This is a genomic window from Streptomyces sp. IBSBF 3136, assembly GCF_036815105.1.
GTDB lineage: Bacteria > Actinomycetota > Actinomycetes > Streptomycetales > Streptomycetaceae > Streptomyces.
In genome coordinates, this window is the sequence record NZ_JAJSZC010000192.1 from 1 (window position 1) to 15,344 (window position 15,344).

General features: G+C 74.2%; 14 protein-coding genes and 1 pseudogene. 5 read left to right on the forward strand and 10 right to left on the reverse strand.

The features are described 5' to 3' along the window. Nucleotides 1–2 precede the first annotated feature (2 nt). A complete protein-coding gene (locus V7E45_RS30815) occupies nucleotides 3–503 on the forward strand; it encodes an RICIN domain-containing protein (protein WP_443056294.1) in 501 nt (166 codons plus the stop codon). A 117-nt stretch (nucleotides 504–620) separates the two neighbouring features. Here V7E45_RS30815 and V7E45_RS30820 read toward each other — a convergent pair. The 4 genes and pseudogenes from V7E45_RS30820 to V7E45_RS30835 form a co-directional block, all read right to left on the reverse strand. Then, nucleotides 621–961: pseudogene (locus tag V7E45_RS30820) on the reverse strand (transposase); the annotation flags it as partial. 144 nt (nucleotides 962–1,105) lie between these two features. Next, nucleotides 1,106–2,086, reverse strand: coding sequence for a pyridoxal-phosphate dependent enzyme (locus tag V7E45_RS30825; RefSeq protein WP_333777503.1), 981 nt, complete (start codon nucleotides 2,084–2,086; stop codon nucleotides 1,106–1,108). 224 nt (nucleotides 2,087–2,310) lie between these two features. Continuing rightward, complete coding sequence (locus V7E45_RS30830) at nucleotides 2,311–3,660, reverse strand: vWA domain-containing protein (protein WP_333777504.1); 1,350 nt, start codon at nucleotides 3,658–3,660, stop codon at nucleotides 2,311–2,313. Next, nucleotides 3,657–4,514 carry an AAA family ATPase gene (locus V7E45_RS30835; protein ID WP_333777505.1) on the reverse strand — a complete coding sequence of 286 codons (858 nt, stop codon included), beginning with the start codon at nucleotides 4,512–4,514 and terminating at the stop codon, nucleotides 3,657–3,659. Before V7E45_RS30835 ends, V7E45_RS30830 begins: the two co-directional genes overlap by 4 nt. A gap of 163 nt (nucleotides 4,515–4,677) precedes the next feature. On the opposite strand from V7E45_RS30835, the gene V7E45_RS30840 reads away from it, so the two are divergent. The 4 genes from V7E45_RS30840 to V7E45_RS30855 all read left to right on the forward strand — a co-directional run bounded on the left by V7E45_RS30840 (nucleotide 4,678) and on the right by V7E45_RS30855 (nucleotide 7,646). Beyond that, on the forward strand, nucleotides 4,678–5,250 hold the full coding sequence (locus tag V7E45_RS30840) for a TetR/AcrR family transcriptional regulator (RefSeq protein ID WP_333777507.1): 573 nt from the start codon (nucleotides 4,678–4,680) through the stop codon (nucleotides 5,248–5,250). 106 nt (nucleotides 5,251–5,356) lie between these two features. Further along, on the forward strand, nucleotides 5,357–6,037 hold the full coding sequence (locus V7E45_RS30845) for an ABC transporter permease (protein WP_333777508.1): 681 nt from the start codon (nucleotides 5,357–5,359) through the stop codon (nucleotides 6,035–6,037). Continuing rightward, nucleotides 6,034–6,705 (forward strand): ABC transporter permease, encoded by a 672-nt coding sequence (locus tag V7E45_RS30850; protein WP_333777509.1) that lies wholly within the window; start codon nucleotides 6,034–6,036, stop codon nucleotides 6,703–6,705. Before V7E45_RS30845 ends, V7E45_RS30850 begins: the two co-directional genes overlap by 4 nt. Beyond that, nucleotides 6,702–7,646 (forward strand): ABC transporter substrate-binding protein, encoded by a 945-nt coding sequence (locus tag V7E45_RS30855; protein ID WP_333777510.1) that lies wholly within the window; start codon nucleotides 6,702–6,704, stop codon nucleotides 7,644–7,646. Before V7E45_RS30850 ends, V7E45_RS30855 begins: the two co-directional genes overlap by 4 nt. Before the next feature lie 3 nt (nucleotides 7,647–7,649). On the opposite strand, the gene V7E45_RS30860 is transcribed toward V7E45_RS30855, so the two are convergent. The 6 genes from V7E45_RS30860 to V7E45_RS30885 form a co-directional block, all read right to left on the reverse strand. Then, nucleotides 7,650–8,804 carry an ATP-binding cassette domain-containing protein gene (locus V7E45_RS30860; RefSeq protein WP_333777511.1) on the reverse strand — a complete coding sequence of 385 codons (1,155 nt, stop codon included), beginning with the start codon at nucleotides 8,802–8,804 and terminating at the stop codon, nucleotides 7,650–7,652. Nucleotides 8,805–8,840: 36 nt separating this feature from the next. Then, on the reverse strand, nucleotides 8,841–9,503 hold the full coding sequence (locus V7E45_RS30865) for a LutC/YkgG family protein (RefSeq protein ID WP_333777512.1): 663 nt from the start codon (nucleotides 9,501–9,503) through the stop codon (nucleotides 8,841–8,843). Further along, nucleotides 9,500–10,978, reverse strand: coding sequence for a LutB/LldF family L-lactate oxidation iron-sulfur protein (locus tag V7E45_RS30870; RefSeq protein ID WP_333777513.1), 1,479 nt, complete (start codon nucleotides 10,976–10,978; stop codon nucleotides 9,500–9,502). The genes V7E45_RS30865 and V7E45_RS30870 overlap by 4 nt, the downstream gene beginning before the upstream one ends. Then, complete coding sequence (locus V7E45_RS30875; RefSeq protein WP_333777514.1) at nucleotides 10,975–11,730, reverse strand: (Fe-S)-binding protein; 756 nt, start codon at nucleotides 11,728–11,730, stop codon at nucleotides 10,975–10,977. The genes V7E45_RS30870 and V7E45_RS30875 overlap by 4 nt, the downstream gene beginning before the upstream one ends. A gap of 73 nt (nucleotides 11,731–11,803) precedes the next feature. Then, a complete protein-coding gene (locus tag V7E45_RS30880) occupies nucleotides 11,804–13,252 on the reverse strand; it encodes a rhamnulokinase (RefSeq protein WP_333777515.1) in 1,449 nt (482 codons plus the stop codon). Further along, nucleotides 13,249–15,288 carry a bifunctional aldolase/short-chain dehydrogenase gene (locus V7E45_RS30885; RefSeq protein WP_333777516.1) on the reverse strand — a complete coding sequence of 680 codons (2,040 nt, stop codon included), beginning with the start codon at nucleotides 15,286–15,288 and terminating at the stop codon, nucleotides 13,249–13,251. The genes V7E45_RS30880 and V7E45_RS30885 overlap by 4 nt, the downstream gene beginning before the upstream one ends. Nucleotides 15,289–15,344 lie beyond the last annotated feature (56 nt).

The following is a 15,344-nucleotide window of genomic DNA, read 5'->3' on the forward strand; positions in this document are numbered from 1 at the left end:
ATATTAAAACAATTGAATGGTTACCCCGTGTGTGCCGCCCGACCCTTAATGCTTGCGCCGCCCACAGCCCCCCCGCCGGCCTCGCCCTCCCCCTCCTCACCCCCACACCCGCCTCGGCTGTCACCGCCACCAGCCGCTTCGCGAACTACCGTTATGGCGACTGCCTGCGCGAGACCTCCGAAACCGGCCTCAAGGGCGACCGCTGCACCACTGGACGCGGCAGCCTCCTGTGGCAGTGGAACGGCCGCCTCAACACCAGCACCACTCTCAAGAACAACTTCTGGGGCCGCTGCCTCGACAGCAATGACCGGGGCGACGTCTACCCCCTGCGCTGTAACGGCGGCTCATACCAGAAGTGGCGCACCGTCCAACCCGCCGCCCGCAGCGCCATCATGCTCCAAAGCGTCGGCACGGGCCGCTGCCTCTACCAGCAGGACAACGGCTACTACCGCACTGCCCGCTGCGACCGAGGCGCCCAGAACCAGCGCTTCACCATCGGCTGAACGGATCTCTCGACCGCTTCAAGATGCCGCCGGCCGAGCAGCTCTTCTTTTGCGCGAGGCCGGAAGGCGGTCCCGTTGGCCGCGGTGGTGATGACCTTGAACGGGGTGTTCTTCCCCTTTGAGTGCTCCCGCGGCGTGCTGGTGGGCCCGGACGACGGTGGAGTCGACCGATACGGTCCAGTCGATGTCGTCGACGGCATCCGCTGCGGCGAGGACGGCGACGAAGATCTTCTCCCACGTGCCGTCGACGGCCCACCTGATCAGCCGCTTATGGGCCGTCTGAAACGAGCCGAGCTCCTCGGGGAGGTCCCGCAAGGCGAGTTGGTGCGGTACTTCCACGCGATGGCCTCGAGCGTGCCGCGGTGATCGGCCCAGCGCCGTCCCCGGACCGGATCGGCCGGCATGAGCGGCTCGATCCGGTCCCACATCGCATCAGTGATCACTAATCGGACAGACATATCCGATCAACTGACCAACCCATCAAAGAGACACGCTCTAGCCGACAGGAGCCGGCCGCCGCGCCGGGAGTTGCCGGTCAGGAGCCGGCGAACCTTTCACGATCCGCCGGGCCCCACCGTCCGCGCGCCCCGGTGCCTCGTCCGTCAGCCCTCCTCCGCAAGGGCCCCCGCCCCCGCCTCCGCGTACGCGACGGCCTCCGCGTGGCCGAACAGGCCGGGCAGCCCGCCGGTGTGCACGAACACGGTCCGCTCGCCCGGCCGTACGTCGCCGTCCCGGACGGCGGCGATCAGGCCGGCCAGGGCCCGCCCGGTGTAGACGGGGTCGAGGACGATCCCCTCGGTGCGTGCGGCCAGCCGGAGCGCCTCGGCGGCCGGCCCGGTGAGCGTCGCGTACCCGGCGCCCACCTGGTCCCGGCGCACCCGCAGCCCGTCCACGGTGATCCCGCCGGCCAGGTGCGGGGCCGCGAACTCCCGTACCGCCGCCGCCGGATCGGCCAGCGCGCCGACGTCGACACCGAGCACCGACCCGGCACCGAGGGCGGCGACGAGACCGGCCATGGTGCCGCCCGAGCCGAGGGCCACCACCGCCGTCCGCAGGCCGGGCACCTGTGCCCGCAGCTCCTCGCCGCAGCGCACGTAACCCCGTGCGCCCAGCGCGCTGGACCCGCCGAACGGGATCAGCGCGGGCCGGGCCCCGGACGCGCGCAGCCGCTCGCACACCTCGGCCGCCGCCGCGTCCAGGCCGGCCCGGTCCACGTCGCCCGCCCAGACCAGCCGCGCACCCAGCAGGCCGTCGAGGGCGAGGTTCCCGGAGCGCGAGTCGCCCGGTGCGCCGCGCAGCACGAGGACGGCGGCCAGCCCCAGCCGGGCGGCCGCGGCGGCCGTGAGCCGGGCGTGGTTGCTCTGCGGGGCGCCCGTGGTGACGAGCGTGTCCGCGCCCTCGGCCAGCGCCGCACCCGCCGTCCACTCCAGCTTGCGGAGCTTGTTCCCGCCGCCGCCCACCCCGGTCAGATCGTCCCGCTTGACCCACAGGTCCTCCGGGCCGAGACCGATCGCGGCGGCGAGCCGGGGCGCCGGTTCGGCGGGGGTGGGGAAGGTGGCGAGCTGCACGGGCGGGTGGCTCATGGCGTACGTCCTCGGGTGCGGGCGGAAGCCGGGCGCGGGCGGCGACCGGCCGGTGCCCAGTCGATCACGCCGGGCCGCAGGGCGTCACGCCGTCCCGCACGGCGCCACAGCGGACCGTGCGGCGCCACAGCGGACCGTGCGGCGCCACAGCGGACCGCGCGGCGTCACACCGGACCGCACGGCGCCACAGCGGACCGCACTGCGCCACGCCGTACCGCACGGCGTCACACCGGCAGCAGCCGGGCCACCAGGGCGCCGAGCTGCCGGGCCGTGCGGCACTCGTGCATCTCCACCAGCCCGGCGTAGTCGGGCGCCGCCGAGTCGCCGGTGCCCCACTGGGCGCGCGGCTCGGGATTGAGCCAGTACACCCGCCGGGCCCGGCGGGCGAGTTCGCGGACGGCGGGGAGGTTCGGGTCGCTCATGTTGGTGCGGGCGTCCCCGAGCACGAACACCGTCGTCCGGGGGCCGACCGCGGCGCCCCACCGCTCGGTGAACTCGCCCAGGGCGACGCCGTAGTCGCTGCTGCCGTGCCAGCCGGTGAGCGTGGCCTCGGCGCGGATCCGGGCGCCGAGACCGTCCGGGTCGGCGTGGCCGCGCCCGAGCAACCCGGTCACCTCGTCCAGGCGGTTGACGAAGGCGAACACCCGGACCTTGCTGAACTGGTCGTGCAGTGCCTGCACCAGCAGCATCGTGAAGTCCGAGAACCCGGACACCGACCCCGACACGTCGCACAGCAGTACCAGTTCGGGCCGGGCGGGGCGGCGCCTGCGCAGCACCGGCCGCATCGGCACGCCGCCCGTCGACAGCGAGGAGCGCACGGTGCGCCGCAGGTCGATGGTGCCGCGGGCGTTCCGGCGGCGGCGCGCGGCGAGGCGGGTCGCCAGCTTGCGGGCCAGCGGCTGGACGGTCCGGCGCAGCTCGGCGAGCTGGTCCCGGCCCGCGTACAGGAAGTCCACCCGGTCGGCGGTCGGGGCGACGGCCCGCCGGGCGATCTCGTCCCGCCCGCGCCGCTCGGCGACCCGGCGCCGCGCGTCCGCCCCGACCATCCGCCGGAACTCCTCGATCCGCCGCCGGATCTCGTCGTCCAGCAGCCGGTCCGCGAACCCCGCGCCCCCGTCGCGGGCCCGCACGTCGGCCCGCACCCGGGCCAGCAGGGTCTGCGGGCGGATGCGGTCCAAAGCCTGGTACGCCGACCAGCCGTCCGAGCCGGACGAGCCGCCGTAGCCGCCGAAGCCGTCGACGGCCTCCGCCGCCAGCGCGGCCAGCAGCGACCGGTCGTCGGCTGCCAGGGCCGCGGCGAGCCGGTCGCGCAGGTCCGCTCGGTTCGCGCCGCCGCCGTCCGGGGCGCCGACCCCGCGCGGGAAGTACAGGTCGAAGACCGGGTCGAACACCGCGCGCTGCGCGGCGCCGTGCAGCAGCGTGGCGGCCAGGCCCTCGCGCAGCAGCTCACGGTCGGCGAAGCCGAGTTCGCGCGCGGCGAGGGCCGCGTCCACGGTCTCGCCGGTGCCGATCCGCACGCCGTGCGCGCGCAGGGCGCCCACCAGGCCCGTGATCCGCCCGTCGACACCGGTCACAGCGCGTCCAGGTCGAGTTTCGCGGCGGCCTTCTGGACGTCCTCCTGGTGCTTGAGGAGCACGCCGAGGGTGTCCCGGACGACCGTCTCGTCCAGCGTGCCGGCCCCCAGGGCGAGCAGGGTGCGCGCCCAGTCGACGGTCTCCGCGACGGACGGCGCCTTGCGCAGGTCCATCGCGCGCAGCGCGCCGACCACCCGGACCACCGACCCGGCCAGCGCCTCGCCGAGGTCCGGCACCTTCAGCCGTACGATCCGCCGTTCCAGCTCCTCCTCGGGGAAGCCGATGTGCAGGAACAGGCAGCGGCGGCGCAGCGCCTCGGACAGCTCGCGGCCGGCGTTGGAGGTGAGCACGACGAAGGGGCGGCGGGTGGCGGTGATCGTGCCCAGCTCGGGGACGGTCACCTGGAAGTCGCTGAGCACCTCCAGCAGCAGCCCCTCCATCTCCACGTCGGCCTTGTCGATCTCGTCGATCAGGAGCACGGTCGGCTCGTCGCCGCGGATGGCGGTGAGCAGCGGGCGGGGGAGCAGGAACTCCTCGCCGAAGATGTCGGTGCGGGTCTCGTCCCAGCTCTCGTCGCGGCCCGCGCTGATGCGCAGCAGCTGCTTGGCGTGGTTCCACTCGTACAGCGCCCGGGACTCGTCGACGCCCTCGTAGCACTGGAGCCGTACCAGCCGGGCCCCGGCGACCGCGGCGACGGCTTTGGCCAGTTCGGTCTTGCCGACCCCGGCGGGCCCCTCCACCAGGAGCGGCTTGCCGAGCCGGGCGGCGAGGAAGACGGTGGTGGCGACGGCGGGCGAGGCCAGGTAGCCGGTCCCGGCGAGGCGGGCGGAGACGTCGTCGAGGGATGAGAACAACGGGGCCTCCGGCGGGATCGGGTGATGTCCGGCCACTATCTAAGCGCTTGGTCAGTCCTTTTGTCACGGGGTTCCGGAGGGCGCCCGAGGCGTCCGGCGAGCGCCGGTCGCGGTGTGCGGACCGATCGGTTTCCTTCCGTCCCGGACGCGGTAGCCTCGGCGTATGGCCACCACCGACAAGGCGTCCCCCCGAGACCGGCTGCTCGACGCGGCCGCCCAGCTCGTCTACCGCGAGGGCGTGTCCGTGGGCGTCGAGGCGCTGTGCCGGGCCGCCGGCGTCTCCAAGCGGTCGATGTACCAGCTGTTCGGTGGCAAGGACGAGATGCTGGCCGCGAGTCTGGAACGGCAGATCTCCTGGTACGAGGCCCGGCTGGCGCCGGCGGACCCGGACGCCGGCACCCCGCGCGAGCGGATCCTGCACGTCTTCGAGCAGGTGGAGAAGGCGTCCGTCGACCCCGGCTACCTCGGCTGCCCCTACCTCGCCGTGCTGGTGGAGCTGAAGGACCCGCAGCACCCCGCGAGCGAGGTCGCCCGGACGGTCAAGGCACGCCTGGAGCACGGCCTGCGCACCCAGGCCGAACGGGGCGGCGCCCGTGACCCCGGGCTGCTCGCCCGCCAGCTCATGCTGGTCTTCGACGGCGCCAGCGCCCGCGCCGGCGCCCGGGTGGAGCACCTCGGCGACGGCCTCACCACCACGACCGTGACCGCACTGCTGGACGCCGCCGGGATGCGCTAGACCACGTGGCGGGGCAGCCGGGACCTCGCCGACACGCCCGGCACCGGCCCCCCGGAAGACCCAGTCCACCGTGCGGAGCCGCCCGGCCGCCCGGTGGAATGGAAGGGTGATCGCGACCCCGCACGACTGCCTCGCGCGCAACGAGTGGATCTGCGGCGCCTATCTGAGCACCCGCCGCCGCATCCTGCTCGACGCGGTCGTCCAGCATGTGCAGCTCACGGCGGTCGCGGTGCTCATCGGCCTCGCGCTCGCCGTGCCGCTCGCGGTGCTGGCCCGCCGCCTGCCCCCGGCGACCGGCCCCGTCCTCGCCGTGACCACGATCCTCTACACCATCCCGTCGCTGGCCATGTTCTCCCTGCTCCTGCCGCTCTACGGGCTCTCGGCCGGCCTCGTCGTAGCCGGACTGGTGCTGTACTCGCTCACCCTGCTGGTGCGCAACATCCTCGCCGGGCTGCGTGCCGTCCCGGAGGAGACCCGGCAGGCCGCGCGCGGCCTCGGCTACGGTCCGGTCCGGCTGCTGCTCACCGTCGAACTGCCCCTCGCGCTGCCCGCCGCCATGGCCGGCCTGCGCATCGCCACCGTCTCCGCGGTCTCCCTCGTCACCGTCGGCGCGATCGTCGGCTACGGCGGCCTCGGCAACCTGATCTACGCCGGCATGAACAGCTACTTCAAGGCCCAGGTGCTCACCGCGTCCGTGCTGTGCGTGGTGATCGCCGTCGCCGCCGACCTGCTCCTGCTGGGTGTGCAGCGGCTGATCACCCCCTGGACCCGGGCGGCCCGCGCGTGAACACCCTCGGCGCCGCCCGGGACTGGCTCACCGACCCCGCCCACTGGTCCGGCGACGACGGCATCCGGCACCGGCTGCTCCAGCACCTGCTGCTCGTCTCCGTGTGCCTCGCCGTCAGCTGCCTGATCGCGCTGCCGGTCGCGCTGGTCCTCGGCCACCTCGGCAGGGGCGGCGCGCTCGCCGTCAACATCTCCAACGCCGGCCGGGCCGTGCCCACCTTCGCCGTCCTGGTCCTGCTCCTGCTGACCCCGGTCGGCGGATGGGGCGAGGGGCCCGCCGTGGTCGCCCTGGTGCTCTTCGCCGTGCCGCCCCTGCTCACCAACGCCTACGTCGGCATGCGCGAGGTCGACCGGAGCGTCGTACGGGCGGCCCGGGGCATGGGGATGACCGGACGGCAGACGCTGTTCCGCGTCGAACTGCCGCTCGCCCGCCCGATGATCCTCACCGGGGTGCGCACCGCCGCCGTCCAGCTCGTCGCCACCGCCACCATCGCCGCGCTCGCGGGCGGCGGCGGACTCGGCCGGATCATCACCGCGGGCTTCAACCTGGCCAGCACGCCCCAGGTGGTCGCCGGCGCCTTCCTCGTCGCGGTGTTCGCCCTGCTCGTCGAGGGCGTCTTCGCGGCCGCCGAACGCCTGGCGGCCACCCGGCCCGGGAGCGGCCGGTGAGGCGCCGTACCGCCGTGACCCTGTGCGCGCTCCTCGCCCTCACCGGCTGCGCCACCGGCCCGTCCCTCGAACACCGGGACGCGGTCACCGCACCGCCCGGCGACAGCCACCACCTGACCATCGGCTCGGCCGGCTTCACCGAGAGCGACCTGCTCGCCCAGTTGTACGCCCAGCTCCTGAACCGGGCCGGCTACCGGACGTCGGTCCTGACCGTCGCCAACCGGGAACTGTACGAACCGGCCCTGGAGTCGGGGCGGATCGACGTCGTGCCCGAGTACGCGGCCACCTTCGCCGACTGGCTGAACGCCAAGGCGCACGGCCCCCGCGCCCGCCCGGTCGGCTCACCCGACCTCGGCACCACCATGACGGCGCTGCGCGAGCTGGCGGCGCCCCGCGGCCTCACCGTGCTGCCCCCGGGCCGGGCCGTGGACCAGAACGCCTTCGCGGTCAGCGCCGCCTACGCCCGGCGGCACCGGCTGCGCACCCTCAGCGACCTCGGCGCCTCGCGCCTGCCGGTACGGCTCGCCGCGGGCGACGAATGCGTGCAACGGCCGTACTGCGCACCCGGGCTGAAGAAGGTGTACGGCATCGACGTCGTCGGCGTCGACCCCAAGGGCGTCGGCACCACCCAGGCCAAGCGCGCCGTGCAGGACGGCCGCGACGACATGCTGCTGGCCACCACCACGGACGCCACGCTCGACGACTTCGGCCTGGTCCTGCTCGCCGACGACCGGCACCTGCAGAACGCCGACCACGTGGTCGCGGTGGTCAACCGCGCCCGCGCGGGCGGTCCCGGCGTCGCCAGGGCGCTCGGCCGGCTCGACGCCGTCCTGACCACGGCCGACCTGACGGACCTCAACCGGCAGGTGGACAGCTGGCGCCGGCTCCCGGCCGACGTGGCCCGCGCCTACCTCGAGAGGCGGGGCCTGCCGGCCCGGTGAGCCTCAGGCGCCCGCCACCGACTCGAACGGCACCTGCCCCCGCGCCACGCCCCGCGCGTCCGCGTCCACCGAGCGGCGCAGCGCCTCGTGCAGCTTCGCCGGGGTCAGCACCCCCAGGAACCGCGCCCCGTCCAGCACCGCGACCCACCCGGCGTCGTACTGGAGCATCACCCCGAACGCCTGCTTCAGCGGCGCGCCCACCGGCACCCAGGCCGTCATCCGGTGCGCCCGGTCACCGACCGTGCCGCCCGCGGCCAGATCGTCGGCGCCGACCCAGCCGTGCAGGTCGCCGCGCGCGTCGAGGACCACCGCCCACCGGGCGCCCCCGGTCCGCAGCCGCTCGGCGGCCCGCCCGGCGGGCTCGTCCGGGCGGGCCACCGGCGGCTGTTCGAGGTCGTCGGGCTGGATCTCGGTGACCGACAGCCGCTTCAGCCCGCGGTCCGCGCCCACGAACCCGGCGACGTACGGCGTGGCGGGCGCCCCCAGCACCGCCCCCGGCGTGTCGAACTGCTCCACGCGGCCCTGTCCGTACACGGCGATGCGGTCACCGAGTCGCACCGCCTCCTCGATGTCGTGCGTGACCAGCAGCACCGTCCTGGGCGCCGCCGCCTGCATGCGCAGGAACTCGTCCTGGAGCTGCTCGCGCACCACCGGGTCGACCGCGCCGAAGGGCTCGTCCATCAGCAGCACCGGCGGATCGGCCGCGAGCGCCCTGGCCACGCCCACCCGCTGCCGCTGCCCGCCCGACAGCTGGTCCGGATAGCGCGGCCCGTACGTCTTCGGGTCCAGGCCCACGAGGTCCAGCAGTTCCGCCGCCCGGGCCCGGGCCTTCGCCCGCTTCCAGCCGAGCAGCGCCGGCACGGTCGCCGTGTTGTCCAGGACCGTGCGGTGGGGAAAGAGGCCGCCCTGCTGGATGACGTACCCGATCCGGCGGCGCAACCGCACCGGGTCGACGCGCGCGACGTCCTCGCCGTTCACCAGGATCCGCCCCGAGGTGGGTTCGACCAGCCGGTTCACCATCATCATGGTCGTCGTCTTGCCGCAGCCGGAGGGGCCCACCAGCGTGACCAGCTCACCCTCGGACACCTCGAAGGAAAGGTCGTCCACGGCCGTCGTACCGTCCGGGAACCGCTTGGTGACCTGCTCGAACCGGATCATGGACCCACGCTAACCGGGGCGGTACCGTCCCGCCCTTCAGCGGCCTCCGGCCGGTTCGCCGGTCACCAGCACCACCTCCAGGGTGCGCGGGCCGTGCACCCCCTCCACCCGGTCCAGCTCGATGTCGCTGGTCGCCGAGGGACCGGAGATCCAGGTCAACGGTCGGGCCGGATCGAGGCGTTCGAGGGCCTGCGGGACGGAGGAGACGACCTGCTCCGGCACCCTGACCACGCAGATGTGGTGGTCCGGAATGAGCGAGATCCGGCGCCGGCCCTGGTCGGGGGAGCCGTCCAGGACGATCGTGCCGGTCTCGGCGATCGCCACGGCACACCCCGTCACCACACTGCCCACCCGGTCCAGCCGGTGCGCGGTGACCACCGCCCGGTCGTGGATCCGCACCGGGTCCGCCGCGGCCAGCCACTCGGGCGGCAGCCCGGGAGGCACCAGCATCTCCTCCGAGCCGCGTGCGGCCAGCAGCCGCATGAGGAGATCCGGCAGCTCCGCCGACTCGCAGCGGTGCACCAGCGCCCGGTAGTCCGCGAGGTTCTCGGCGAGCAGGTCGACGGTCTGCTCCACCGTCCGGTCGCCGTGCTCGCGCAGGTAGTCCCGCGGGACCGCCTCCGCGTACGGCCGCTCGTCCGGCGCCACGTCCGCGAGCGCGCGCCGCACCCGGCCCAACACCCGTTCCCTGCTGCTCACTTGACGTCGTCCTTTCCGCCGTTCGTCCGCTGCCACCAGTCGCGGAACGGTTCCGCGGGCACCGGCGGCAGATCCCGGGTCGCGGTCCAGGCCCGGCCGGGACCGGGCAGCGTGCGCGGGTGCAGTCGGCGGGTGCGGGAGGCGAGCCGCTGGCCGCCGCGCAGCGCGGCCGGGTGCGCGAAGGCCCAGCGTGCCGCCCGCATGGCCGCCCGTTCGGCCGCGTGCCCCTTGGCCGGCTTCAGCACCACCCGGTTGCCCTCCCGGACCGCCGGACCGCCCTGCACCACCCGCTCCCGCAGGTGCACCAGCACCTCGGGGATGTCGATGGCGACCGGGCAGACCTCGTAACAGGCGCCGCACAGGCTGGACGCGTACGGCAGCGAGGCGTCGATCTCGCTGGCCGTACCCCGCAGTTGGGGACTGAGGATGGCGCCGATCGGCCCCGGGTAGACGGAGCCGTAGGCGTGCCCGCCCGCCCGCTCGTACACCGGGCAGACGTTGAGGCAGGCCGAACAGCGGATGCAGCGCAGCGCCTGGCGGCCGACCTCGTCGGCGAGGGTGTCGGTGCGGCCGTTGTCCAGCAGCACCAGGTGGAAGGCCGCAGGCCCGTCCTCGTCCGTCGTGCCCGTCCACATGCTGGTGTACGGGTTCATCCGTTCGGCGGTGGAGGAGCGGGGGAGGGTCTGGAGGAAGACCTCCAGGTCCCGCCAGGTGGGCACGATCTTCTCGATGCCCACGACCGAGATCAGCGTCTCGGGGAGGGTCAGGCACATCCGGCCGTTGCCCTCGGACTCCACGACGACGAGGGTGCCGGTCTCGGCCACCATGAAGTTGGCGCCGGAGATGCCGACCTTGGCGCGCAGGAACTTCTCCCGCAGATGCAGCCGCGCGGCCTCGGCGAGATCGGCGGGTGTGTCCGTCAGACCCTCGGGGGCCGGGCGGCCCCACGCGCCCATCTCCCTCTCGAAGATCTCCCGGATCTCCCCCCGGTTGCGGTGGATGGCCGGGACCAGGATGTGCGAGGGCCGGTCCCTGCCCAACTGGACGATCAGCTCGGCGAGGTCGGTCTCGTAGGCGCGGATGCCCGCGGCTTCGAGGGCCTCGTTGAGCCCGATCTCCTGCGTGGCCATGGACTTGACCTTGACGACCTCCGACTCGCCGGTGGTCCGGACCAGTTCGGTGACGATCCGGTTGGCCTCGTCTGCGTCGACCGCCCAGTGGACCGTGCCCCCGGCGGCGGTGACCGCCTCCTCCAACCGCTCCAGATAGCGGTCCAGATGGCGCAGCGTGTGGTCCTTGATCCGCCCGCCCGCCTCCCGCAGCCGCGCCCAGTCGGGCAACTCGGCCACCGCACGGGCCCGTTTGGCGCGGATGGTGTGGGTGGCGTGGCGCAGGTTGCCGCGCAGCGTCGGGTCCGCCAGGGCGTCGTGCGCCGCCTGCGGGAACGCCGGCATGCCGACGAACGTGCCGCTCATGGGGCCGGTACCTCCTCCGTGCTCGCCAGGATCTCCGCGATGTGCACCGGCCGCATGCCCACCCGGAGCCGGCTCATGGTGCCGCCGATGTGCATGAGGCACGAGTTGTCGGCCGCGCACAGCACCTCGGCGCCGGTCGACTCCGCGTTGCGCACCTTGTCCGCGCCCATCGCCGCCGAGACGTCCGCGTTCTTCACCGCGAAGGTCCCGCCGAACCCGCAGCACTCCTCGGCGCCCGGCAACTCGACCAGCTCGAGCCCCCGGACGGCCTCCAGCAGCCGCCGCGGGCGGTCGCCGAGCCTGAGGCCGCGCAGTCCGTGGCAGGTCGGGTGGTAGGTGACCTTGTGCGGGTAGCTCGCGCCCACGTCCGTCACCCCGAGGACGTCGACGAGGAACTCCGTCAGCTCGTACGTCCTCGGCACCACCGGCGCCAGGGTCCGCGCCAGCGTGTCCCCGCGTCCCTCGGCCCGCGCCCGTTCACCCATCCGGGGATACAGCTCCCGGACCATCGCCCCGCACGATCCCGACGGGGTCACGATCGCCTCGTACCCGCCGAAGACCTCGGCGAAGTGCCGGGCCGCCGGCTCCGCCTCGTGCCGGTAGCCGGTGTTGTAGTGGGCCTGCCCGCAGCACGTCTGGGCCATCGGGAAGTCCACCTCCACGCCCAGCCGGTTCAGCAGTCTGACGACCGCGCGGCCGGTGTCCGGATAGAGCGTGTCGTTGACACAGGTCAGGAACAGTGCGACACGCATCGCGGCTCCTCGGGGTGGGTCGTCGGACGAGTTGCAGGGTAGTCGGCGGGCACCGCCGGAGGCGGGGGACGGCTCACCGGGCGGCGAGCCTCGCCTCCGCCTCCCGCCATCGGGCGGCGCCGCCGCGTGGCCGGTAGCGGGCCAGTGGCTGGGTGCGGGCGAGCAGGGCGCGCATGTCGGCGAGGTCGCCGGCCAGTCCGTCGGCGCGCGCCTGCACCAGGACGTTGCCCAGCGCGGCCGCCTCCGTCGCGCCCGCCACCACCGGCAGCCCGCAGGCGTCGGCGGTGAGCTGGCACAGCAGGGCGTTGCGGGTGCCGCCGCCGACGACGTGGACCACGTCGACCGGGCGGTCGGCCAGCCGCCGGGCGTCCGCCACGGCCCGGCGGTGGGCCAGGGCGAGCGAGTCGAGGATGCACCGGGTGATCTCGGGGGGCGTCGCGGGCACCGGCTGCCCCGAGGCGCGGCACGCCCCGGCGATCCGCTCCGGCATCCGGCCGGGCGCGAGGAACGCCTCGTCCCCGGCGTCCACCACCGAGCGCAGCGCCGGCACCTGGGCCGCCTCGCGCAGCAGGCCGCCCAGGTCGGGGTCGCCCCAGGCGCGCACGCACTCCTGGAGCAGCCAGAGCCCCATGATGTTGCGCAGGTAGCGGACCGTGCCGTCCAGGCCCAGCTCGTTGGTGAAGTTGGCGGCGCGGCTGTCCTCGGAGAGCACCGGCGCGTCCAGCTCAAGGCCCGCGAGGGACCAGGTGCCGGTGCAGATGTAGGCGAAGCGCGGGGTGTCGGCCGGGACGGCGGCGACCGCCGAGGCGGTGTCGTGCGAGCCGACCGCCGTCACCGGAACGGGCCCGGTGAGCCCGGTGTCCTCCAGCACCTCCGGCCGCAGCAGGCCCGCCCGGTCGCCGGGCTGCCGCAGCGGTGCGAACAGCTTCAGGTCGATGCCCAGCCGGTCGGCGACACCGTGCGCCCAGGAGCGGGTGCGGGGGTCGATGAGCTGGGTGGTGGAGGCGTTGGTCAGTTCGGTGCCCTGCTCGCCGGTCAGCCAGTAGGTCAGCAGGTCGGGAATGAGCAACAGCCTTCTGGCGTGCGCGAACTGGGCGGTCGAGCGGGCCGCCGTGAGCTGGTACAGGGTGTTGAACGGGGCGTACTGCACCCCGGTGGCCGCGTACAGCTCGGCGGCGGGCACGGTCGCCCACACCTTCTCCGCGACGCCGTCCGTCCGGGAGTCCCGGTAGTGCACGGGGCTGCCGAGCAGGGCACCGTCGGCGTCCAGCAGACCGTGGTCGACGGCCCAGCTGTCGATGCCGACGGAATCCACCTGCCCGGCCGCCCGCAGCCCGTCGAGGACCCCGGCGTACAGCCCGAGCACGTCCCAGCGCAGCCCCTCGGGCACCCGCACCGGCCGGTTCGGGAACCGGTGCGCCTCGCTCAGCTCCAGCGTGTCGGGCCCGACCCGGCCGACCATCACCCGTCCGCTGGAGGCGCCCAGGTCGACGGCGGCGTACGCCTTGCGGACCGCGCTCATCGCAGGAACGCGGCCGCCACGCCCGCGTCGACCGGGACGTGCAACCCGGTGGTGTGGGTCAGCTCGCCCCCGGTGAGCGCGAACACCGCGTTCGCCACGTGCTCCGGCAGCACCTCCCGCTTGAGGATGGTCCGCTGCGCGTAGAACTCGCCCAGCTTCTCCTCCGGCACTCCGTACACCGCCGCACGCTGGGCGCCCCAGCCGCCGGCGAAGATGCCCGAGCCGCGCACCACCCCGTCCGGGTTGACGCCGTTGACCCGGATGCCGTGCTCGCCCAGCTCGGCGGCGAGCAGGCGGACCTGGTGGGCCTGGTCGGCCTTGGTGGCGGAGTAGGCGATGTTGTTCGGTCCGGCGAAGACGGCGTTCTTGGAGGCGATGTAGACGATGTCGCCGCCCAGTTCCTGCGCGATCATCACGCGGGCCGCCTCGCGCGAGACGAGGAAGGAGCCACGGGCCATGATGTCGTGCTGGAGGTCCCAGTCCCGGGCCGACGTCTCCAGCAGGGGCTTGGAGACGGAGACGCCCGCGTTGTTGACGACCAGGTCGACGCCGCCGAAGGCGAGCACCGCGGCACGGAACGCCGCGGCGATCTCCTCCTCCGAGGTGACGTCCACGGTGACGGCGACGGCCTTGTCGGGGCCGCCCAGCTCCTCGGCGACGGCCGCCGCGTTCCGCGCGTCGAGGTCGGCGACGACGACGCACGCGCCCTCGGCCACCAGCCGATGGGCGATGGCCCTGCCGATGCCGCTGCCCGCGCCGGTCACCAGCGCCACCCGGGTGGCCAGCGGCTTGGGCTTCGGCATCCGCTGGAGCTTGGCCTCCTCCAGAGCCCAGTACTCGATGCGGAACTTCTCCGCCTCCTCGATGGGCGCGTACGAGGAGACGGCCTCGGCGCCCCGCATCACGTTGACGGCGTTGAGGTAGAACTCGCCCGCCACCCGGGCGGTCTGCTTGTCCTTGCCGAAGGAGAACATGCCGACACCGGGGACGAGCACGATCGCCGGGTCGGCGCCGCGCATCGCGGGGGAGCCGGGCTCGGCGTGCCGCTGGTAGTAGGCGGCGTACTCCTCGCGGTACGCGGTGTGCAGTTCCCTCAGCCGGGCGACCGCGTCCTCCAGCGGCGTGGTGGGCGGAAGGTCCAGCACCAGCGGGCGGACCTTGGTGCGCAGGAAGTGGTCGGGGCAGGAGGTGCCCAGGGCCGCGAGCCGCGGGTGCTCGGCGCGGGCCAGGAAGTCCAGTACGGCCGCGGAGTCGTCGAAGTGGCCGACCTGCGGCCGGTCCTGGGAGGCGAGGGCGCGCACGTACGGTGCGAGGGCGGCGGCCCGGGCCCTGCGGTCGGCCTCGGGCAGGGCGCCGTAGCCCTCCAGGACGGGTCCGAACGGCTCGGCCCTGCCCTTCTCCGCCAGGAACGCCTCGGCGGTGCGGATGATGTGCAGCGAGTTGCGCTCGCACTCCTCGGAGGTGTCGCCCCAGGCGGTGATGCCGTGGCCGCCGAGGACACAGCCGATCGCCCGCGGGCCGGCCTTCCTGATCGCCGCGATGTCGAGGCCGAGCTGGAAGCCGGGCCGCCGCCAGGGCACCCACACCACACTGTCGCCGAAGCACTCGGCGGTCAGCTTCTCCCCGTCGGCCGCGCAGGCCAGTGCGATGCCCGAGTCGGGGTGCAGGTGGTCGACGTGCGGGGCGTCCACGAGCCCGTGCATGGCGGTGTCGATGGACGGGGCCGCCCCGCCCTTGCCGTGCAGGCAGTAGTCGAACGCGGCGACCATCTCGTCCTCGCGCTCGACCCCGGGGTACACGTCGGCGAGGGCGCGCAGCCGGTCGAGGCGCAGCACGGCGAGGCCCGACTCGGTGAGCGTGCCGAGGTCGCCGCCGGACCCCTTGACCCACATCAGCTCCACCTCGCCACCGGTGACCGGGTCGGTGCCGGCGCCCTTGGCGGAGGCGTTGCCGCCGGCGTAGTTGGTGTTACGGGGATCGGAGCCGAGCCGGTGAGAACGAGCGAGCAGCGCGGCGGCTTCGGGGTGCGATGCCATGGGATGCGGTCCTTGGTTCGGAGGAGCGGGGGGACGGTGGCGGAGCTGGAAGCGGG